Source organism: Pseudomonas sp. AU12215 (assembly GCF_001675465.2).
In the GTDB taxonomy this organism is placed as follows: Bacteria; Pseudomonadota; Gammaproteobacteria; order Pseudomonadales; family Pseudomonadaceae; genus Pseudomonas; species Pseudomonas nitroreducens.
Genome location: NZ_MACM02000063.1, coordinates 15,156 through 35,800 on the forward strand (window position 1 = coordinate 15,156; position 20,645 = coordinate 35,800).

At 64.4% G+C, this 20,645-nt stretch carries 19 protein-coding genes and 1 tRNA gene; 15 read left to right on the forward strand and 5 right to left on the reverse strand.

Going from position 1 to position 20,645, the window contains the following annotated elements:
* The first annotated feature begins 7 nt into the window (after positions 1–7).
* The 10 genes from A9513_RS13635 to A9513_RS13680 all read left to right on the forward strand — a co-directional run bounded on the left by A9513_RS13635 (position 8) and on the right by A9513_RS13680 (position 10,579).
* Complete coding sequence (locus tag A9513_RS13635; protein ID WP_016446150.1) at positions 8–751, forward strand: DsbA family protein; 744 nt, start codon at positions 8–10, stop codon at positions 749–751.
* Between the two features lie 195 nt (positions 752–946).
* A complete protein-coding gene (radC, locus tag A9513_RS13640; protein ID WP_003140985.1) occupies positions 947–1,441 on the forward strand; it encodes a DNA repair protein RadC in 495 nt (164 codons plus the stop codon).
* 190 nt (positions 1,442–1,631) lie between these two features.
* The gene (locus A9513_RS13645; RefSeq protein WP_016446149.1) at positions 1,632–2,108 is read left to right on the forward strand and encodes a MerR family transcriptional regulator; all 477 of its coding nucleotides are present in this window, start codon (positions 1,632–1,634) and stop codon (positions 2,106–2,108) included.
* Complete coding sequence (locus tag A9513_RS13650) at positions 2,105–5,068, forward strand: class I SAM-dependent DNA methyltransferase (protein ID WP_031688111.1); 2,964 nt, start codon at positions 2,105–2,107, stop codon at positions 5,066–5,068. Before A9513_RS13645 ends, A9513_RS13650 begins: the two co-directional genes overlap by 4 nt.
* A 149-nt stretch (positions 5,069–5,217) precedes the next feature.
* Entirely contained in the window at positions 5,218–5,736 is a 519-nt protein-coding gene (locus tag A9513_RS13655; RefSeq protein ID WP_017462901.1) for a hypothetical protein, read from the forward strand.
* A gap of 143 nt (positions 5,737–5,879) precedes the next feature.
* Positions 5,880–6,323, forward strand: a complete 444-nt coding sequence (locus A9513_RS13660; protein WP_065085014.1) for a TIGR03757 family integrating conjugative element protein — start codon at positions 5,880–5,882, stop codon at positions 6,321–6,323.
* Positions 6,320–7,264 carry a TIGR03756 family integrating conjugative element protein gene (locus A9513_RS13665; protein ID WP_059401245.1) on the forward strand — a complete coding sequence of 315 codons (945 nt, stop codon included), beginning with the start codon at positions 6,320–6,322 and terminating at the stop codon, positions 7,262–7,264. Before A9513_RS13660 ends, A9513_RS13665 begins: the two co-directional genes overlap by 4 nt.
* A gap of 10 nt (positions 7,265–7,274) precedes the next feature.
* The gene (locus A9513_RS13670; protein WP_017462899.1) at positions 7,275–8,681 is read left to right on the forward strand and encodes an integrating conjugative element protein; all 1,407 of its coding nucleotides are present in this window, start codon (positions 7,275–7,277) and stop codon (positions 8,679–8,681) included.
* On the forward strand, positions 8,678–9,031 hold the full coding sequence (locus A9513_RS13675; RefSeq protein ID WP_065085015.1) for a hypothetical protein: 354 nt from the start codon (positions 8,678–8,680) through the stop codon (positions 9,029–9,031). The genes A9513_RS13670 and A9513_RS13675 overlap by 4 nt, the downstream gene beginning before the upstream one ends.
* Before the next feature lie 15 nt (positions 9,032–9,046).
* Complete coding sequence (locus tag A9513_RS13680) at positions 9,047–10,579, forward strand: conjugal transfer protein TraG N-terminal domain-containing protein (RefSeq protein ID WP_017462897.1); 1,533 nt, start codon at positions 9,047–9,049, stop codon at positions 10,577–10,579.
* Between the two features lie 28 nt (positions 10,580–10,607).
* Here the strand turns inward: A9513_RS13680 and A9513_RS13685 are convergent, their stop codons facing one another.
* A complete protein-coding gene (locus tag A9513_RS13685) occupies positions 10,608–10,976 on the reverse strand; it encodes a DUF3742 family protein (RefSeq protein ID WP_017462896.1) in 369 nt (122 codons plus the stop codon).
* 222 nt (positions 10,977–11,198) lie between these two features.
* On the opposite strand from A9513_RS13685, the gene A9513_RS13690 reads away from it, so the two are divergent.
* From A9513_RS13690 to mobH, 3 genes are all read left to right on the forward strand, one after another.
* A complete protein-coding gene (locus tag A9513_RS13690; protein ID WP_065085016.1) occupies positions 11,199–11,957 on the forward strand; it encodes a type IV toxin-antitoxin system AbiEi family antitoxin domain-containing protein in 759 nt (252 codons plus the stop codon).
* Positions 11,950–12,870 carry a nucleotidyl transferase AbiEii/AbiGii toxin family protein gene (locus A9513_RS13695; RefSeq protein ID WP_017462894.1) on the forward strand — a complete coding sequence of 307 codons (921 nt, stop codon included), beginning with the start codon at positions 11,950–11,952 and terminating at the stop codon, positions 12,868–12,870. Before A9513_RS13690 ends, A9513_RS13695 begins: the two co-directional genes overlap by 8 nt.
* Before the next feature lie 202 nt (positions 12,871–13,072).
* A complete protein-coding gene (mobH, locus tag A9513_RS13700; RefSeq protein ID WP_023083157.1) occupies positions 13,073–14,908 on the forward strand; it encodes a MobH family relaxase in 1,836 nt (611 codons plus the stop codon).
* Between the two features lie 26 nt (positions 14,909–14,934).
* On the opposite strand, the gene A9513_RS13705 is transcribed toward mobH, so the two are convergent.
* The gene (locus tag A9513_RS13705; protein WP_003282197.1) at positions 14,935–15,234 is read right to left on the reverse strand and encodes a helix-turn-helix domain-containing protein; all 300 of its coding nucleotides are present in this window, start codon (positions 15,232–15,234) and stop codon (positions 14,935–14,937) included.
* A gap of 105 nt (positions 15,235–15,339) precedes the next feature.
* Between A9513_RS13705 and A9513_RS13710 the strand changes: the two genes are divergently transcribed.
* Positions 15,340–15,966: a LysR substrate-binding domain-containing protein gene (locus A9513_RS13710; RefSeq protein ID WP_065085017.1), complete on the forward strand. Its 627-nt coding sequence runs from the start codon at positions 15,340–15,342 to the stop codon at positions 15,964–15,966.
* Between the two features lie 47 nt (positions 15,967–16,013).
* Here A9513_RS13710 and A9513_RS13715 read toward each other — a convergent pair whose 3' ends face one another.
* The 3 genes from A9513_RS13715 to A9513_RS13725 form a co-directional block, all read right to left on the reverse strand.
* Complete coding sequence (locus A9513_RS13715; RefSeq protein ID WP_065085018.1) at positions 16,014–17,867, reverse strand: integrase arm-type DNA-binding domain-containing protein; 1,854 nt, start codon at positions 17,865–17,867, stop codon at positions 16,014–16,016.
* Between the two features lie 238 nt (positions 17,868–18,105).
* Positions 18,106–18,179 (reverse strand) — tRNA-Gly (locus A9513_RS13720).
* Between the two features lie 152 nt (positions 18,180–18,331).
* Positions 18,332–19,225: an alpha/beta fold hydrolase gene (locus A9513_RS13725; protein WP_065085020.1), complete on the reverse strand. Its 894-nt coding sequence runs from the start codon at positions 19,223–19,225 to the stop codon at positions 18,332–18,334.
* A 501-nt stretch (positions 19,226–19,726) separates the two neighbouring features.
* Between A9513_RS13725 and A9513_RS13730 the strand changes: the two genes are divergently transcribed.
* The gene (locus A9513_RS13730) at positions 19,727–20,638 is read left to right on the forward strand and encodes an ABC transporter substrate-binding protein (RefSeq protein ID WP_083196110.1); all 912 of its coding nucleotides are present in this window, start codon (positions 19,727–19,729) and stop codon (positions 20,636–20,638) included.
* Positions 20,639–20,645: the final 7 nt, after the last annotated feature.

Sequence of the window (20,645 nt, forward strand, 5' to 3'; positions counted from 1 at the left end):
CGACACGATGCGCCTGCCCTCATTCGCCCGCCGTCATCCCTGGATCGGTCTGCTGATCGTGGTGACGATTGCGGTTGCCTCGTGGATGCTGCTGCGCGCGCCGCATCCGGCAACCGAGTCCATGCCCCTGGCCGCCGCCGGGTCCGAGGGGCCGAAACCGGCTGGCCCGCCCTGGCTGTATGGCCGTGCCGATGCGCGCTTCACGGTGGTCGGCTACGCCGACCTGGAGTGTCCGTACTGCCGGGCCTACTTCCCCGAACTCAAGCGCTGGATCGACGCCCATCCCGAGGTGAACTGGCAGTGGCACCACCTGCCGCTGTCCATGCACGAGCCGGCCGCGACTGCCGGGGCACGCCTGGCCGAGTGCGCGGGCGAGACGGGCGGACACGCCGCGCTTTGGCAGGCAGTGGCCTGGCTCTACGCAAACACCCGTGGCGACGGCCAGGGCCTGCCGGAGGGCCTGCGCTATCCCGACCTCACGCCGGCCATGCAGGGTTGTCTCGACAGCGAGCGCCCCGATGCCGTCATCCGTGCCCAGGCGGCGGAAGCAGCACAGCAGGGCATCGCGGCCACGCCGGCCCTGCAACTGCGCGACCGCGAGTCCGGCAAGACCCTCCTGCTGCACGGTCCCGTCGAAGGCGATGCCTTGCTGTCGGCCATCGACCTGCTCGCCGCCGGCAGCACGACCGCGGCCGAACCCGCCCATTCCCCAGACATGCCCGCCGGCGTCGCCGGTGACATGCCCAGGTAGCCATCGATCTTCAAGGCTGCGGCGCGGCTCGTCCGCGTTGATCGAAACCCGTTCGCATCGCATCCCTTGACGCGAACAGCCACCGCATCCGCGGTGGTGGATGCCCGCTCGTCACCTGTTCCATCCCCATCGTCCCCCGGAGGGTTTGCCCTCCTGGGGCAGGCGCCCTCCGATCTCATCCATTGGAGGTTCGCCATGTCTCTTGCCATCGCCGACTCCCGCCCGGAGTCGCTCACCCTGATCGCCGCCCAGCACGAAGACTGGATCATCCAGCAGGCCATCACCCTGCTGGAGAACCGCGTGTTCAAGGCCGGTCCGGCGCTGGGCAGTCCCGCCGCCGTGCGCGACTACCTGCGCCTGAAACTGGTCGCGGAGCCGAACGAAATCTTCGCCGTCGTGTTTCTCGACAACCAGCACCAGGTGCTCGCCTACGAGCCGCTGTTCAAGGGCACGGTCGACCAGACTTCGGTGTATCCGAGGGTGGTGGTCCAGCGTGCGCTGGCGCTCAACGCTTCGGCGCTGATCCTGGCGCATCAGCATCCCTCGGGGAACACCGAGCCCTCGGCCGCTGATCGTGTGATCACCGAGCGGCTGAAGAGCGCCCTGGCCACCGTCGATGTCCGGGTGCTGGATCACTTCATCGTCGGCAAGGGCAGCCCGTACTCGTTCGCCGAAGCCGGCTTGTTGTAGTCCGCAGGCGCCCCTTCCGGGGGCGCCTTGCGTCTTGCCCCTATCCACACGTTCGCGATGCGCTCTGATGGTCGCGACTTTCGGAAGCTTGGAAGGCTTGTGGGATAGGCGGCTGAACCGGCCTTTACCTGTTGAGAAGCACACCTTTGCATGGCAGAATCTGCATATTTTCTAGTTGCCAGCAACGCGAATGTCTGCCGTCACCGCCATCCAGTACACTCAGGACCAGATGCGCACGCTAACCGGCGTGTCCGTCGAAACGGTGCGGCATTGGCGCAAGACCGTGCCCTACTTGGCGTCCAAGACCGGGAAGGCTGCCCGATTCACCTTCGCGGATCTCCTAGGCTTGGCCGTTACCAATGAGTTGGTCAGCTCGTTGGGAGTGCACATCGCCACCGTCAGCGTCGGCGTTGACGCGCTCTTTCGGTTGCTGGGCACGAGTAGCGCATTGGCGCTGAATGGGTCCGTGGCGTTCGTGACGGCCACTTCGGCGACCCTGTGCGATATCGGCCCCGAGGGGATTGGACCGGCGCCGACGCAACCGACTCTCGTCATCCCGCTCGATCCGTTGATCATGCGGCTTCAGCAGCACATGCTGCCGATCGTCCCGACGCCGAGCCAGGCAGCGTTGCCGTTTCCACCCGAAGCTATCCGGAGTAGGGCGTGAACACTGCCACGCTGGAACAGGTGCTCGCCGCAACCGGCTACCTGCCGGACGGGCAACCCGCGCCCGGTCTTCGGTTGGGGGCCGAGGCGCAGTCCTCGCGCCACGGCCGCGTTTTTGTTCCGGACGCATTGTGGCGCAGCGCGTCGTCGTTGACCGTCTACTTCAAGTTTGAGCAAAGCGCGCCTGCAGACGATCTGGTCAGCCAGTGGCGACGAGAGGTCTGGAACGAGGGGTTCGCGCCGTTGCTGTGGGTGATCTCGCCGCAGCGTATCGACCTGTACAACGGTTTCGGCACACCCGCGAAAGAAGGCGATGCCCAGAGACATTTGATTCGGCGTTTCGAGAACATCGAAGGTTCGCTTCATGAACTGGACGAGTTGGCCGGCCGACTGGCGATCGAGACGGGCCAATTCTGGGCCCAGGTGCCGGCCATCGATCGCAAGACCAGCGTCGATCAGAAGCTCCTGTCTGACCTTGGATGTCTCGAACGCGATTTGGTCGCAGGCAATCTCGCGCGCGATGCGGCGCAGGCCTTGATTGGGCGCGTGATCTTCACCCAGTACCTGATTGACCGCGAGATCGTCAGTGCGGCGCGGTTGAAGCGGGTATGCGGCCGCACGGCGTTGCCGGCGATCCTGCGCGACCGGCCAGCGACCAGCAAGCTGTTCGCATGGCTGGCCCAGACCTTCAACGGCGATATGTTTCCGCCCTCGTCGGTGAAAACGACACCAGCAGCTCACCATTTGACGCGGGTTGCGGAGTTCCTGGAGGCTGTCGATCCTGAAAGCGGGCAACTCAGCTTCTTCCCGTACCAGTTCGACGTGATTCCGGTCGAGCTCATCAGCTCGATCTACGAGCAGTTTGCACATGCTGAGCCGCAGACTGGAGGAAAGCGCACAGAAGCGTTGCGAAACGGCGTGCACTACACGCGACTGTCCGTCGTCTCGCTGGTCCTCGATGAGGTCATGGATGGTCTATCTGGACGGGAGTCGGTGCTGGATTTGACGTGCGGCTCCGGTGTCTTCCTGGTCGAAGCGCTGCGGCGCTTGGTTCATCTTCGCTCGCAAGGTCAGCCGCCCACGAGGGAGCTGATCCGCTCGACGCTCTACGGGCAGGTGTATGGCGTAGACATTAGCGAAGCCGCGATTCGCGTCGCTGCGTTCAGCCTGTACCTGGCTGCGCTTGAGCTGGACCCTGACCCGCAACCACCGCAGTCCCTGAAGTTCCAGCCATTGATCGGCAGGACATTGCTCGTCGGTGACGCTCGTACTGTCGAACGTGATGGAGATGGCAAGGCCGTGCTGGCGACGCCGACAGGGCTGAAGCAGTTCGACCTTATCGTGGGCAATCCCCCTTGGAGCTTTAGGGGGCAGACAGGAACCGAAGCGCGGCGCAAGACCAGGGTTGCGGGCGTACCTGCGCAACCGCGCGGTGAAGGCTTGGATTTCGTGTTGCGAGCGGCGGAGTTCTCACATGAGAAGACCCGTTTCGGCATCATTCTTAGCGCGATGCCGTTCTTCAGCCGCAGCGGCACCGGCATGGCAGCAGCTCAGCATGTGATGCGAGCCGTGGCTCCGATCACCTTGGTAAATCTGTCCAATTTGTGCAGTTGGCTCTTCGCGACAGCGGCCATGCCCGCAGTGGTTCTCTTTGCCCGTCATCGACCGAAGCAGCGAACGGATCAGGTCACGGTCGTTCAGATCCCGTGGACGCCCAGCGGTGCAAGGACTCATTCGTTCGAGGTGGCGCCGAGTGACGTCATCACTTTGACACTCGACGAAATCCAAGAACAGCCGTTGAAGCTCAAGGCAGCAGCCGTTGGCCGGCGCCGTGACCTCCTATTGCTGGATGACTTGACTTCGGCCCACAGAAATCTGGGCGAGCAACTCTCATTACTCGACACTACCTTCCAGGTTGGATTGATTCGCGGGGCCCCAGAGAATCAGACGCGCGATGCTCGCCCGCTAAAAGGATTGGATGTACTGCAAGTCAAAGACATGCAGCACTTCAACATTCCCGATGATTTGCCGACTTTCAGCCAATCGAAGGCACAATGGCCACGATCGCGGGAGATATATCAAGCCCCGCTTCTCATCGTGAAGGAAATGCTTCTGGGGAGTCCACGCGTCTTGGCGGCCGTCTCCGAGCGGGATCTCGTCTTCACGAACTCATACTTCGCAGTGTCTCTTCCGAGAGGGCACACGCGGACGGCACATTTGCTTGCCACCGTGTTGAGTTCTGCTTTTGCGACATGGTTCTTCTATCTGACCGCTGCAGAGTTTGGAATCTACAAGAGGAAGCTGCTGGCTCGCGACCTCAGCTTCCTACCGGTGCCTAATTTCACGAGCGCAGTGAAATCTGAGGCTGGCCAGCGCCTGCTGCAGATTGAGAAGAATCTGCGCGCCAACGGCACCGACGAGAGGGGATGGGCTGAACTGGACGAAGCTGTCTTCGATCTGTACGAACTGAACGATGCCGACCGAACTGTCATTCGAGACGGCCTCCTTCGCGCCGGGTGGCAATGGGAAACCGGCCGCGAATCATCCGTGGAGCCATCGGACAGTCGTACTGAGGTCACGGCGTATGCCAAGACGTTCCTGTCCGTTATCGAGGATTGGCTTTCCGTTCGCAATAAGCGGCACATGCGCGCCGAAGTGCTCGACTTGCCAAGCAGTTCGGCCTTGCGCGTCGTGCGCTTTGTCTTGGAAGAAGGGCCGGGTAATGCGAGCGTGAGCGTCGTGGCACCACAAGGCGAATTGGGTGAAGTACTGGCACGTATCGGCAGGCGCCTGAAAGTCAAGATTGCGACCGCGCTCAGTGCAGAGCGGGAATTGCGAGTACACGGACGCAACGAAGTCGTGATCATCAAGCCAGCAGCGCGGCGCTACTGGATGGGCATAGCGGCACTGGAAGATGCCGATGCAGTGGTCGCGGAGAGCTTTTCAGGGGGCAAAGTTTGAGGATCCCCTATGAGGCACCTCCTGCACTGGGCAGAGAGTTCATTGAACTTGAGCCCGAGGTTGTGGCGGTCATTCTGCTGACACTGGCCGCAGGTTGGCAGCGAGCATGCGCAGCCGAGGACGTGAATGCCAACGCTGGAGAGGTAATCATGACCGAGCGCCTGCGGGACGGGATGCGCATTGCGCTGAAGAACTCCCCGTGGAAGCAGATCATGGTGCTGCCTGGCACGGAATCGCGATCCAAAAGCAACGTGATGCTGCCAGACGGACGTACCGACATCCCGCTGGCGTTCGTCGAAATTTTCTTGCGCACGCAGGAGCATGATCCGCACGCGATCATCGAATGCAAACGAATCGCCGGGTCGGACACTCACTTGTGTCGAGAGTACGTCGTCGAGGGCATGGATCGATTCATCCAGGAGAAGTACGGCGAGAACCATGCTATCGGCTTCATGGTGGGGTACGTTCTTGCCGGCGCTCCTTCGGAATCCGCGGATGGCGTCAACGCTTACTTGAGAAGAGTTTCGCGCTCGGTAGATCGCCTCGCCCCGAGCGACATCAGTGACGGGACTTGGCAGAGCCTACATGCACGCTCCAAGCCGTCGATGCCGATTCGCTTACAGCATGCGTTTCTTGGGTTCGCGGGTACCTCAGCGTCCCGCACCTGATCTCCGCCTCCGACAGGAGGCAATCACAACGCTCACAACGGCATAGGGTATGAAACCGGCAGGGGCCGGATGCGGTTTCTTTGTCGCGCTAGATCGGCACTTGAAGTCGACTGTGACTTTGATCGACTCCAAGGACGCCCGATATGCCGGCCCCCGTCTTCAAGGCTTCGCCCCGGCTGCCGACCATCAGCATTGCGCCCGGACTGTGGGCAGTGCTGTTCATGTTTACCCAGACTGCAGCAGCCGACGTGCTCGTCGTCACCGACAGCCGTCATCCGGTGCAGGCTCCAGCCGGCGTGCGGATCATCGAGCTGGACCAGGCCACGCGCATCGAGGTCGAACTCGCCGCGCACCTACCGGCCAACCCGCAACAGGCTGCAGCCCTGGTGCGGCAGCGGTTGCATGACGGCGGCGAGGCCCTTCAACGCCGCATCGGCCACGCCTACCAAGGTGTCGCGGATGCCTGGGGACTGGGCATCGCCAAGATTCCCGCCGTGGTGGTCGATCGACGCTACGTGGTCTACGGCGAGCCCGACGTGCCCCGCGCCGTCGCGCGCATCAACGCCTACCGGAGCACGCAGCCATGAGCCTCCTGCTGGCATCCCGGCGCCTGCGCGCCACCGTCGCCTCGCTGCTGCTGAGCACGGCCACGTCGACGTTCGCCCTGGACACCGCCACCATCGTCTCGTCGGCGCTGTCCCCCGACTGCCTCGAATACCGCGTGGTCGGTATCTGCTACTGGCTGTACTGCACGCCCTTCGGCTGCTCGGTTCGCACTTCCGTCAAGGTGCGCCACTACGTCCCCGATGCGGTGGTGTCGAGCTACTCGAACACTGGCGAAAACCCGTGGCTGGAGGTCAGGGCGATGAGCATACCCAACCCGACCGCCAAGGCTGGCGGTGACGGCACGACCAATCACGACAACGAGAACAACCTCGCCAAGTTCAAGAACGCCGATGTCATCGGCCATCCGGCCGGGCTGGTGTTCAGCCAGTTCGCCAGCGCCTCCGGCTACACCTGCGAAGGCGCTGGCACGGCCTTCATGCCGTATCTGCTGAGCACGCTCGACACGATCGCCTGGCGCTACAACATCCCGGAAGCGTTCTACCCCGAAGCGCTCATCCCCGGCCGGCGCGAAATCGGTACGCGCACCGGCCTGAACCTCTGGGGCAACGTGTATCCCCGCGGTGGCTTCCTGCACCAGACCGACGACCACAAGAGCGGCGCCGTGGTCGCGCAGCGCGCGGGCGACATCGTGACGCGCCGCAACCAGATTCACGTGTATCAGCCCCTGCTGGCCAACGCCCGCGACGGCTACTGGCCGGCCGGCGCGCTGATGGAGACCGACGCCTCGACGGGCAAGTGGCAGGAGCTGACGCCCACGCTCTCGAACAGTTGCGTGGTCTTCCCGCACAGCCGCACCCGCGTGCAGGCCCAGCAGGGCGACTACGCCTGGGCCTTGTGGCGGCCGTACTCCTGCTGCCGGCGCCGTGGCCAGGTGTTCCTCGGCAGCGTCGATTTCATGTGAGGAACCCACGATGAACGCCTCCCTCTCTGACTTCCTCCGCCGCGCGAAATCGCCCCTGGGGGCCACGCTGCTCGTGGCGGCCATCACGCTGGTCGTCGGCGTCGCCTGGGGGCAGACGCGCATCGATCCCAATGGCGTGAACGTCAGCGGCAGCGTGATCGGCGACGACGTGCTCTACAGCATCGGCGGCGGCCGGGCCGTGTCGATGGGTGGTGCCGGCAACATGCAGAGCATCGGCGTCGGCGTCGGCTGGAACAGCAACCTGATCTGCGGCGACATGAGCATCACCACGACGCTGCAGAACCAGCTCAACGGCATCACCAACGGCTTCCAAACGATCATGAGCAACGTGATCCAGAACGCCACCAGCGCCGTGGCCTCGCTGCCGGCCCTGATCATCCAGCGCGCCGACCCGGGCCTGTACAACCTGCTCACCAACGGCATCCTGCAGGCGCGCCTGGATTTCGACCGCTCGAAGATGACCTGCCGCGCCATCGCCAATCGTATGGCGGACATGGCCGGCGGCCAGGCCGGCTGGGACCAGCTCGCCGAAGGGATGGCGCTGCGGGATGCGGTCAGCAGCACCGATGCCGTCTCCGCCATCGAGCAGGCCGAGTCCAACAAAGGGAACAACGGCGTGCCCTGGGTCGGCGGCGGCAACGCGGGCGGCTCCGGCCAGAGTTCGATCAAGGTGGTCGGCGACGTGACGCGCGCGGGCTACAACCTGCTCAACGGGCGCAGCGCCACCGATACCTCGTCGATCGCGCGCAGCGCCTGCGGCAACCGCCTGACCTGCCAGACCTGGTCGTCGCCTGGCGCGGCCGCGGCCTTTGCGAACCGCGTGCTGGGCGAACGCGAGCAACGCACCTGCGAAAACTGCACGAAGACCCAGACCACGCCTGGCGTCGGGCTCACGCCAGTGATCCAGGAAGAGTACGAGACCAAGCTGCAGGTGTTGCAGGAACTGGTGACGGGCGCCCGGCCGACGACACTGGCCAATCTCGACGCGGCCGGCAGCAGCTCGCTGCCGATCACCCGCGGCGTGATCGAGGCCCTGCGTGACGAGCCCGACCAGGACGTGCTGGGCCGGCGCCTCGCGTCCGAGGCTGCGCTGTCCAGCGTGCTGGAGAAGGCCTTGCTGCTGCAACGCACGTTGCTGACCGGCAAGAAGGAGCCGAACGTCGCCGCCAACGAGCTCGCCGTGCAGGCGGTGGACCAGGAGAACAGCGCGCTGGAGCAGGAGATCAACAACCTCAAGACCGAGCTGGAGCTGCGCCGCACGCTGGCCGGCAACTCGGCGATGGCGATCATCCAGCGCCACAGTACCCGCGCTGCCGGCTCGCGCGGCGTCTTCGAGGGCGACACCACGCGCGACCGTCTGCGGGAAGTCCAGAAGCCGCGGAGCGGTACGCCATGAGCCGGCTCGCCTGGCTGCGGCTGCCATGGCTGTTCAACCGCCGCGTCGGCGTGGCGCTGCTGTGGACCTTGCTGGTGGTCGCCGCCGCGGTGGCGGTGAACATCGCCGGCATCCACGTGGTCGGCGGCGTCGAGGGCTGGCAGCACTGGCTGCAGGCGCACGCCGGCCACTTCTTAGTGTGGCGTCTGTGCCTCTACGGAGCGACGGCTTACGGCTGGTGGTGGATGCGTCGGCGCCTGTTGCGGCGGGAGCCGTCCCGCGAGACGCATCAGCGCCTGCTGCGCACGGAGATCGCGGCCGTCATCGCCGTGGTCGCGCTGGAAGCCAGCCAGCTGCTGCGGCACGGCTGAGACCGGGAGGCAGGCATGACGCTCTACACCACGGACTACTTGGAGTATTACCTGACCCTGGTGGCTTGGGTGGTCAACAACGGCATCTGGAGCATCCTCGTGGCCAGCGGCGTGTTCGCGCTGCCGTTCGTGGCCATCGTGATCCAGGAGTGGCTCAAGGCCCGCAGCGAAGGTGCGGACGAAGGCAACAAGGGCGTGCTGTCGTCGATGCGCATCGAGAACCGGGTGTGGGTGGCGATCGTGGTCATCATGTTCGCCGGCATCCCGTTCATCCCGGTGGATCTCGCCACGATCAGGTTCGACACCACGCGCTCCGCGCAATGCCAGGTCAGTGTCCCGCTGCCCAACGACACGGGCTGGTCCAACGTCTACACGGCGCTCAACGACCAGAGCGCGCTGGTGCCGGTGTGGTGGTTCTTCATGCACGCGCTGTCGAAAGCCGTGACGGGCTCCGCGGTGGCGGCGATTCCCTGCGGCACGGACCTGCGTCAGATTCGCATGGATGTGGATGCCACGCGCATCGACGATCCGGTGCTGGCACAGGAGGTCGCCGACTTCACGCACGACTGCTACGGGCCGTCGCGCGCCAAGCTGTTCATGAACCGGCCGACGCTCTCCGACGAGCAGATGAACGACGTCACCTGGATCGGATCGAGTTACTTCCTCGACACGCCCGGCTTCTATGACACCTATCGCGCCAAGACCCCACGCACGGCCTGGCCCTACGACGCGACCCGCGATGCGGGGCTGGCACAGGTGGGCAGCGGCGGCGGCTATCCATCCTGCCGGCAGTGGTGGGCCGATGGCGGCCAGGGACTGCGCAGCCGGCTGCTGGCACAGGTCGACCCGGACCTGCTGACCCGCATCGGGCGCTGGGTGGGATTCCTGTCGCAGAGCGAGGTCAATGACTCGGTGATCCGCGCCGTGGTCTCACCGAGGCAGCAGAAGATGAACCAGGGCGCCGTCTACACCGACTACGGCGGCCAGATCGACAAGACGCTGCCGAACGTCGTCACGCGCGGCGCGAGCGACCTGGGGTTGACCGTCGGCTCGCTGGGCTTTTTTCCGGCAATGGACGTGGTGCGCCAGGCGCTGCCGATGGTGCTGACCATGCTCAAGATGGCGCTCGTCATCTGCATCCCACTGGTGCTGCTGATCGGCACCTACGACCTGAAGACGGTGGTGACGGTGAGCTGCGTCCAGTTCGCGCTGTTCTTCGTGGACTTCTGGTTCCAGCTCGCGCGCTGGATCGACAGCACGATCCTGGATGCGCTCTACGGCTGGGGGTTTGGCGCGGACAGGCCGCACGCCAACTTCGACCCATTGATCGGCCTGAACAATGCGTTCGGTGACATGCTGCTGAACTTCGTCATGGCAACGATGTTCATCGTGTTGCCGACGTTCTGGGTCATGGCACTCGGATGGGCAGGCGTTCGCGCCGGAAACTTCCTGGGCGGTCTTATCACTGGCACGTCCGATGCGAAGTCGGCTGGGGGTAGTGGCTCTCGCCTTGCGATGACGGCTGTATCGAAAGGTGCTGCGAAGTAAGGAGCACTCTCTCGCGTTGATGCGGCAGCTACGGCTCGTCGGGATCGCCCATGTCGATCCGCCAGTCATCTTTGTCGTACAGGCCGACGCCCGAGTGTCCGTCTCTAAGTTCCGGCTGCTTCTCGTCGTCCTCGTCGGCGTTCCGCGCGAGCCATGCGGCGACCACCGCAAAGGCCAGCAGCAGGACGAGCCAGGATACGGTGTATAGCAGCATGCCAAGTACGGCCAGCTTGACGATCCAGAGCACCGCCGTCGCCGCGCCCGCGGGTACCCCGCGCGTCACCAGCCAGCCGGCGACACGCTGCTCGCGGCGGAGGTATCCACGCCAGGCACGGCCAGCCCCCCGGCCCAGCCGGTGGCTCCAGCGCCCGTTGTGCGTGTTGGTGCTCATGCTCATATGCCTCGGCTTCAGTGGTGCCTCACCTCGCGGAGCGGCCGGTCGTGGCCTGCCCTCCAGCATAGACCGCGATCAGGAGGGCGGGTTGCGGCCGGCAGAGCCGGGTTGGCTCGGGCCGCAGGTCGATTAGATTCTGAGCGATAAATCAAACCTTATGCTACTTTCCCTGCACGTTCTTGCAATGGCTCTAGGGTCGATTGGATTCTGTGTTATTGTTATATCATGAATGGAAATTCTCGGCACCAGGTAATCAAGCGACTGCAGGCGGGACTCCCCCGTGGGGCGCCGTTCGACCTTGCCGCCCTGAGCCAGTTCGGGGTGTCGCCCCAGCTCGCCGCCCACTATGCCGACGGCGGGTGGCTCGTGCGCCTGGCCCATGGCGTCTATGCCTTCCCGAACGATGAGTTCGGGGTCTACGGTGCGCTGAAGTTCCTGCAACAGCGCGTGCCCGGCCTGCACGTCGGCGGCAAGAGCGCCCTGGCCCTGCAGGGGGTGCGGCACAACCTGGGCAGCCGGGAGGCGCTGGTGCTGTGGGGCGACGGTCGCTTCGCGTTGCCGGCCTGGTTCACTTCGCGCTTTCCGGCCCGCTACGTCCACGCCCGCCTGTTCGACTGGCCGGACACGGCGCTGGCCGGCAAGACCCTGACCACGCCGCCTGGCCTGCCCGAGGATCTGCGGGTGGCAGCCCCCGAGCGTGCCGTGCTGGAGCTGCTGTACGAAGCCGGCGTCAAGCAGAGCCTCGAAGAGGCCCGCAACCTCTTCGATGGACTGCGTTCCCCCCGCAAGGACTTGCTCGGGCAACTGCTGTCCTGCTGCGCCAGCGTGAAGGCCGTGCGCCTGTTCCTGACCTGGGCGCGCGAGACCAGCCTCGTGGACGTCGATGCCCTGCTGGAGCAGTACCCGGTTCGCACCGGCAGCAACACGCGCTGGATGAGCCGGCTCGATGACGGCACCTTGCTGAGCCTGAGACCTCATGGATAAGACCTACGCGGACACCGTTCGCCTGCTGCTGGCCGTCGCGCCCGACGTGTTCGCCAACGACATCTTCGCCATGAAGGGCGGCACGGCCATCAACCTCTTCGTGCGGGACATGCCGCGCCTGTCGGTGGACATCGACGTGGTGTACCTCCCGTGGCAGACGCCGCGCGACGAAGCGCTGCAAGCCATCAACCAGGAGCTGGCCGCCATCGCCGCGCGCGTTGCGCCACTGGGCGTGCAGACACGCCTGGTTCGCGCCAAGGACCTGGGAGACACCAAGCTGATCGTCGAGAACGACGCCAGCCAGGTGAAGATCGAGGTCAACGTCGTGTTCCGCGGCAGCGTGCTGCCCGTCGAGCGGCGGCCGCTGAGCGCCAAGACCAGCGATCTGTTCGGCGTCGAGTTCGAGCTGCCGGTTCTGGCACCGGACGAGCTGTACGCCAGCAAGCTGGTGGCCGCGCTGGATCGACAGCACCCCCGCGACCTGTTCGACGTGTGGCAGCTCTACGAATCGGGCGACATCAGCGACGGCATGGTCGAGTGCTTCGTGATCTATCTGGCGGGCCACAACCGGCCGCCCCACGAAGTGCTGTTCGGCAACGACAAGGACATCGCCGGCGAGTACGAGCGGGCCTTTGTCGGCATGACCGAAGTGGACTGCTCCCTGGAGACGCTGCTCGACGCTCGCGCCAGGATGCGGCGCGAGCTGCCACAGCGACTGAACACCGCGCACAAGCAGTTTCTGAGCGGGCTGGCGCGCGCAGAACCGGACTGGTCGCTGGTGCAGTGCCAGCACGCCGCGCAACTGCCGGCACTGCGCTGGAAGCTCGCCAATCTCGAAACCTTCCGCAAGCGCCGTCCCGACGACTTCGCAGCGCAATCCGCCGCCCTCGACACCGGCTTGGGCCAGAGCTGACGAACATCCCGCAGCGCCCCACTTGCCGGGATTGCCCCATGCCGCATTCATCGTGGCATCCACGAAGCAGCGGCCCTATACCCAAAGGCTTCCGACAAAGGCCAAAGGGCTGGGAAGGGGCAAAGGAAGGGCGCCAAGGGGAAAGGCCCTATCCTGAAAAGGCCAAAAGGCGCCCCGAGCAGCCCGTCATCCGGGGTTCGCCATGCTCTCGCTGTTCCAGCGCAAAAGGGTGCCACCCGCCGCCGGCACACCGCCCACATCCGCCATCGAAACTCCGAAAGGGGCGATGCGGCCGGAGTCGGCCGCATCGCTGCTGACCACGCCGCGTCGGCAGAAACTGCTGGAACACATCTGGCAGCGCACATCGCTCTCGCGCCGGCAGTTCGCCACGCTCTACCTCGCCCCACTGGAGCGCTACGCCGAATTGGTCCAGCAGTTCCCGGCCTCCGAGAACCACCACCACGCCTATCCGGGCGGCATGCTGGACCACGGCCTGGAGATCGTCGCCTATGCGCTGAAACTGCGGCAGTCATACCTGCTGCCTGCGGGCGTCACGCCGGAGGCACAGGCGGCCCAGGCCGAAGCCTGGACTGCAGGCACGGCCTACGCGGCCCTGCTGCACGACATCGGCAAGATTGCGGTCGATCTGCACGTCGAGCATGCCGACGGCAGCGTCTGGCATCCCTGGCACGGCCCGCTGCGAAAGCCCTACCGCTTCCGTTACCGAAAGGAGCGCGAGTACCGCCTGCACAGCGCCGCCACCGGGCTGCTCTACGCGCGCCTTCTCGATCGGGACATCTTCGACTGGCTCAGCGGCTATCCCGACCTCTGGGCCGCGCTGCTGTACGTGCTGGCCGGCCAGTACGAGCACGCCGGCACGCTCGGCGAGCTGGTCGTGCAGGCCGACCAGGCATCGGTCGCCCAGGAACTCGGCGGCGATCCCAGCAAGGCGCTGGTGGCGCCCAAGCATGCTCTGCAACGCAAATTGCTCGACGGCTTGCGCTACCTGCTCAAGGAAGCGTTCAAGCTGAACCAGGCCGGCCCGGCGGACGGTTGGCTGACCCAGGACGCCTTGTGGCTGGTGAGCAAGACCGTCTCCGACAAGCTGCGCGCACATCTGCTATCGCAAGGCATCGACGGCATTCCGGCGAGCAATACGGCGGTGTTCAACGTGCTGCAGGATCACGGCATCGTGCAGCCAACGCCGGATGGCAAGGCGATCTGGAAGGCTACTGTCACCAGCGACGCCGGCTGGTCGCACGCCTTCACCTTCCTGAAACTCTCGCCGGCGATGATCTGGGATGCCGCCGACCGGCCGGCGCCGTTCGCAGGCCGTGTGCAGGTCGAAGAGGAACAGGCGGAGCCGACGCCGCAGGCGACAACGGTGGCCGATGGGCCGCGCGCCGAAGGCATCGAAGCTGCATCCGCGAGCACGGCGCCGATCGCATCCGCAGCCATGGACACCGGCGTGGCCGCGCTGCTCGACCTGCTGGGCGACACCGCTCTACCCACAGCGCCGGAGATCGCCGAGGCCGAGCCGACCCCTTCGACCGTGCCCCCGCCGCAGATGAGCCTCGCGCCTTCCCAGGATCGCGCGGAGCCCTCCGGGGCGCACTTCATGGCCTGGCTGCGTCAGAGCATCCAGACGCGCAAGCTCATCATCAACGACGCCAAGGCCCTGGTGCATACCGTCGTCGGTACGACCTACCTCGTCAGCCCCGGCGTGTTCCAGCGCTACGCGCAGGAGTACCTTCAAGTCGCCGCGCTGGCCAAGCAGGAGAAGCTGGAGGGGTGGCAGTGGGTACAGAAGCGCTTCGAGAAGCTGGGACAGCACCGCAAGCAGCCGAGCGGGCTGAACATCTGGACCTGCGAAGTCACGGGGCCGCGCAAGTCGCGCCGGCTGCACGGCTACCTGCTCGCCAGCCCGGATGCGCTGTTCCAGGAGACGCCGCCAGACAACCCATACCTGCGGCTCGTCAACGAGGCCGCAAAGCGCGAAGATTCAGCCCTTGGGGGCAAGGACGACGATCAGGCGTAGTCATGCGACCGCTGTGCGGGCCGGCTTCAATCTGCGGATGGGGCCGACTCTGCCAGCTTGGCTTCGGTCAGAGTCATCAAGTGGGCGGAACTGCATTTCAGCGCACGGGCAATCTTGAGGATGAGAGGGAGCGTGGGGACATGCTCGCCGCGCTCGATCTTGCCCATGTGCGACCGTTCGATGCCGGCCATGTGGGCCAGCGTTTCCTGAGCGATGCCCTGGTTGGTTCTTTCTTCCCGCACGGCAGCCCCAAACGCGATGGCTGGTTCCGCTTCGTAGGTAGTGGTGCCGGTGGGGCGGCCCCTTTGGATCGAACGCTTTGGCATTGCCAAGAGCGTCGAACACGGTCACGATTTAAACCACGTTAAACTTAACTCATCTAACGGCTTCGAGATCAGTTGCCACGAGTTCACCGCCTGGGGGAGCTGGACGTGGAATCGAGTGACATCACCGCCGAAATTCGCATGGCCGTCCTCGGCGAATGGGTGCCTCCCCAGCTCGCCGACGTGCTCGCCCTGCAGCGTGCCGAAGAGCCGGAGACCCATGCCGTCCTGGCCGGCTGGACAGATCCCGGTCGAGGCTCGGAGCTGCCGGACGACGGCTTCGACTTCGCCTTGTCTGCGGTTGCCCGGCAGTGGCCTGGCTGGGTATGCGAACCGCTGTGGCATGACACGCTGGCGGTCGCCGTGGCCAAGCGCTCCCACCTGCTGGCCCACCGTGAAGTGCCGTGCGGGGAAGTGCTCAAGCAGCCCTTGATCTGCTCGCAGTCCACGGCCGATGAACCATGGCGCATGACCGTGCAGCGTGTGTTCGAGAACGCGCTGCAAGAGCGAGAGCAAACGGTGGAGACATTCGATGTGGCGATGACGCTGGTTGCCGCCGGGTACGGGATCGCCATTGCGCCTGCCGCGAGACTGGCGAGCTACCTACGCCGAGGCATCGCCGTGCGGCCGCTGGCCGGCGCACCAACGATCGTGATGGCTTACCTGCTCCGCCGCGATGCTTCCTTGTCGGACACCCAGGCAAGATTCGCCCGCCGCGCGCGCTTGGTGTCCTGACAGACGCGCGGGGATCGCGGTTTCGCCACGATCCCGCATTCCTGCTGCTAGGCGACTCCGACTCGCAGCGGGGTCCATTCGCTTTCCTTCACGGCTGTGCTCACTGCCATGACGAGCTTGTCGAGATTGCCGGCCGTCACGCCCTCCAGTGCCGAACACCCCCGCAGCATCGAGCGCGGTTGCAGTAGTGCATGGTAGATCTGCCAAGGGTCCGCACCCCTGGTCAGCTTCAGGACGGACTGGATCAGCTCGTGCTTGAGTGGGTCGAGGTGCCAGTCCGGCACGCGCTGGCCGCGGTTGCCTACGTTCAACGCCAGCAAGTTGCCCGCCTTGATCTCGTAGCTGATCCACCTGCGGGACTTGCCCGCCATCTTGGCAAACGCCGCGACGGGAAGGTTGTGCGGCGCTTCGAAGACATCGAACAGCTCCATCCTCTCGCGCTGAATGTCCGAAGGCACCAGCGGCGCGGCCGATCGAGGGGGCGGAACCGCCGGCAGCCGATGTGCGGCGGCAGAAACCAACGGCATGGCGTCACCCGGCTTCGTCACCAGCAGGATTGGCGAAGCGGCAACCGGCGTGGAGGGTGCGCTTGCGGTTTGCTCACTCGGGAATGCGGGCACGCCTTCCAGATGCACGGTGAGCGGCATGCTGGCCGCCTCGACCTGGTTCTGCTCGAAGAGGTCGAGCCGATCGGCCCAGTCCTGCATCATGCGGCGACGCTGCTCCACGTACTCGGCATGGTTGTAGGTCGCGCTGACCTTGTTGGGATCGACATGCGAGAGCTGTGCATCCACCCAGACCTTCGGGTAGCCGATCTCGTTGAGCGCAGTGGACATCGTGCCGCGGATGCCGTGCCCCGTCAGGCGTTCCTGATAGCCCATGCGCTTGAGGGCACCATTGAGCGTGTTCTCGCTGATGCGCTTCTTCAAGTCGCTGTCGTGCCGGAACAGGTAGCGCTGGGCCGGCTTGAACTCATCGAGCAGGTGCCGGACGATCTCCATGGCCTGAATCGACAGCGGCACGATGTAGGGCGGGATGTCCTTCGCCTGCTGCCGCTTCTTGCGCATATCCAACTGGAGTTGCTTCACGACGTCGGGCGGGATGATCCACAGCCCACGGTCCAGATCGAATTGATCCGGCATCGCCTGTCGCAGCTCGCCGGTTCGCACGCCGGTCAGCACCAATAGCCGCAGCCCGAGCTGGGTCTGCCGCCTGCCGCGATAGCTGCGCAGCCGCTGCAACAGCTTCGGCAGCTCGGCCATGCGCAGGAACGGGTTGTGGTTGACGGGCGGCAGCGGCAGCGCCACCACATCGAGATCGGAGGCAGGGTTCTGCTCCAGGCCCGGCACGATCACCAGCGCGTAGCGGAACAGTTGGTTGAACCACGTCCTGACTTTCTCGGCGACGGAGAGCGCCCTGCGCTTCTCGATCTTGGCGATCACCTCCAAGAGGTCGGGACGCTTGATCTCATAGATCGACCGCTTGCCCAAGGCGGGTAGCACATCCTTGTCGAAGATGCGCGGAAGTATCGAGAGGGTCGTCTGCCGGCCTTCCTTGAGGCTGAGCCCGCGATGCTTGAGCCACTTGCGATACACCGCCTCGAAGGTGTTTTCGTCGGCGAGCCGGACAGCGGTGCGCTTCTGCTTGCGGTGAACGCGAGGATTGGTGCCTTTGGCCAGCAGGGCGCGCGCTTCGTCGCGCAGGCTGCGGGCCTCGCGAAGCGTCACCTCTGGGTAGGTGCCGAGCGACATCCGCTTCTGCTTGCCCGCCCAGTAGTAGCGGAAGTGCCAAGTCCGGCCCCCTGCAGCCGTGACGGCCAGGGAGAGGCCATCCAAGTCAGGGAGGGTGTATGCCTTGCCAGTTGCCTTGGCCTGCCGAACGGCCAGGTCTGAGAGTGCCATGCTCTTGCTCCTGAACATGAGTCAGGAACCAGATGCTGGTCACGTCGACCTCGCCCCTCCATCAACAATCCGGAATCAGCCGCGCCCGCAAAAATGGACTTGTTTGTGGACTTAAAAGTCCCGGCTGTAGATGGATCGCAGTGGACCACGGCAGAACGTCAAAGAGAGGAAAAGTCCTTGTGTGGCAACGACTTGCAGACTCTCTTGGACTTCTGCGGAAGTCCGCAGAATGATGCGGTGGAGCGGGCGAAGGGAATCGAACCCTCGTCATGAGCTTGGGAAGCTCAGGTAATGCCATTATACGACGCCCGCTTGGGGGTGCCTTTTTACCAGAAGGGCGAGGCTTAGTGAAGCCTTGGGCGGTCTGGCGTGCCGAGTGGATGGCATTCGTGAACACGGTGGCGCAATGAAAAACCGGGGGCGGAAGGTCTGGGGCCGGCCCCCGGCTGTGTGCGCTGGCTGCATCAGCCCACCATGGCGGCGATTGGCACGCCCTGGCTGCTGGGCAGGTAGGGGTTGGCCAGGACCGGGTGGCGCTGCGGCTGGAGGAAGGTCAGGAGAGCGTCCTGGGTTTCCTGCCAGGCCTTCTTGTGTTCCACGTCGATGAAGTGGCCGGCGTTGCGGATGGTGCGGAACTCGCAGTCGCGGATCAGTTGCTGGAACAGCTTGGCCTCGGTCGGGGTGGTGTAGATGTCCAGCTCGCCGTTCATGAACAGCAGCGGGATGTCGATGGCGGCAAACTTCTCCATGTAGCTCTCGGCACTGAGCTTGAGTACCTGGCAGACGTGGAAGTGCATCTGCTGGTATTCGTGCTCGTCGAGACCGGCGACGTGGCGGAAGTTGTAGCGCTTGAACAGTTGCGGCAGGTAGCGACCGATGGTGTCGTTGACCAGGTTGCCGATGTTGGTGCGATCGCACGCGGAGAGGTAGTCCAGGCCGCGGTGCAGGTAGTCGAGCATCGAGGCGTTGAGCAGCGGCGAGAAGGAATTGATCACCGCCTTCTGGATTCGCGCGGGGCGTTCGGCCAGGGCCAGCAGGGTGGCGACGCCGCCCCAGGAGAAGGACATGACGACGTCCGCGTGGTAGTGCTCGATCAGGCCGAGCAGCAGCTGCGCCTCGTACTCCTTGGTGATGAACTCACGGCAGTCGTTGTGGGCCCGCGAACGGCCCGCGTACGGCTGGTCGTAGCAGACGACGTTGAAGTGCGGTTGCAGGTATTTCACCGTTTGCGCGAAGGAGGCGGTGGTTGCCAGCGAGCCGTTGACCAGGATGATGGTCTGCCGCGCTTCCCTGTTGGCGTGAAACTCCGTGTGTACCCGGTGTTGCTGAATCTCGACGACGGCGGTTTCCGGCCTCATGTCGTATTCCTCCAGACGCAGGTCATGGTGCGCATCCACCATCGGATGCGAAGAAAGTACCCAGGCAGAGGAAAGCGTCTTGACGTGACAGCTTCATGTCACTCGACGAAAGTTAACAATCTCTTGATTTTCAAATGCTTACGACACCAAAAGACAGCGTTTCGAAGCCCGTGGGGGCGCGGAAGATTGGCTTCTGATCAGGCGGGGGAAGGTGCGGCTCGGGGAACAGCTGCCGCGGGAATCATTGTTGGTTGCGCTGCGTGACTCATTGGTCACGCTTGGGCCAGAGTTAAGCAGGGTGGTCCGGCGCCTGCAACTGCCAGTGGGCGGCTGAGTCACATCGTTCTGCCGAAATCCGACGAAATGACATTTCTCTGCGCGATTCTCCAGCGCTTTGGTGAAGCCGGATTACACTCATGTGGTGGCTGTAACTCCCTCGCCGAAGACGAGCGATCTCGCCGTGCTCCCCCCTGAGGCCGATACCGCGTGCGGAGCGGTTCAATGGCACTTCATCCACTGTTGCGCAAACTGCTGGTCCTGGCCCCGGCCGTATGGCTGTGTGCGGAAGCCGTGGCCGAGGATCGCTACGGCTGTGAGCAGCCGATCGCCATCGCTTATACCCGCAACGTGGTGTTCTTCCATGACGATGTCGGCATCGATCCCGACCTGATCGCCGAGCTGTCCCGGCGCACCGGCTGCCAGTTCGAGACCTCGATTCGCCCGCGCGATGAAATCTGGCGATTGCTGGAGAGTGGCGACCTGCAGATGGGCACCAGTGGCGTTGCCACGCCGCAGCGGCGCGCCTACACCTACCTGCTGCCATATCTCTATATGCGCAACAAGTTGATCGTGCGCGACGATCTGGGGGACATGAACAGCCTGGACGCCTTCCATGACATGCCCGGTGCGCGCCTGGGAGTAATTGCCGGCTACCGCCATGGGCCTTACATCGACGGTATGCTGCGTATCCTCCGCTCGGAAGGTCGGGTAGTGGAATACAAGGACGACGCCAGCCGCTTCACCGCGTTGCTCAACGGCAATGTGGAAGGCGTGATAGGCCATGAGATGAACCTCGAAGGCGCGGTGAAGGACCGTCGCCAACGGGAGCGATTCCATGTGGTAGATGTGATCCCAGGGCCGGCGACTCCTCATAACCTGATGCTTTCGCGCAAGCGCTTCACGCCGGCGCAAAGCGCCGAATGGATGCGCTTGATGGAAACACTGTGGCTGGACGGAACTCTGGCCCGGATCATGCGTAACAATGCGCCGCCACCCGTGGCGGAAGAACTGCTCGACAGTGGCTATCGCTACAGCTCCACGGACAGAGGCTGGGCGGTTGCAGAAGCTGAGTGCAACACGGTTACTGGATTGAAGCAGGTGCATCATGCTGCAACGCCACTACCTCTGTCATGACCTCAAT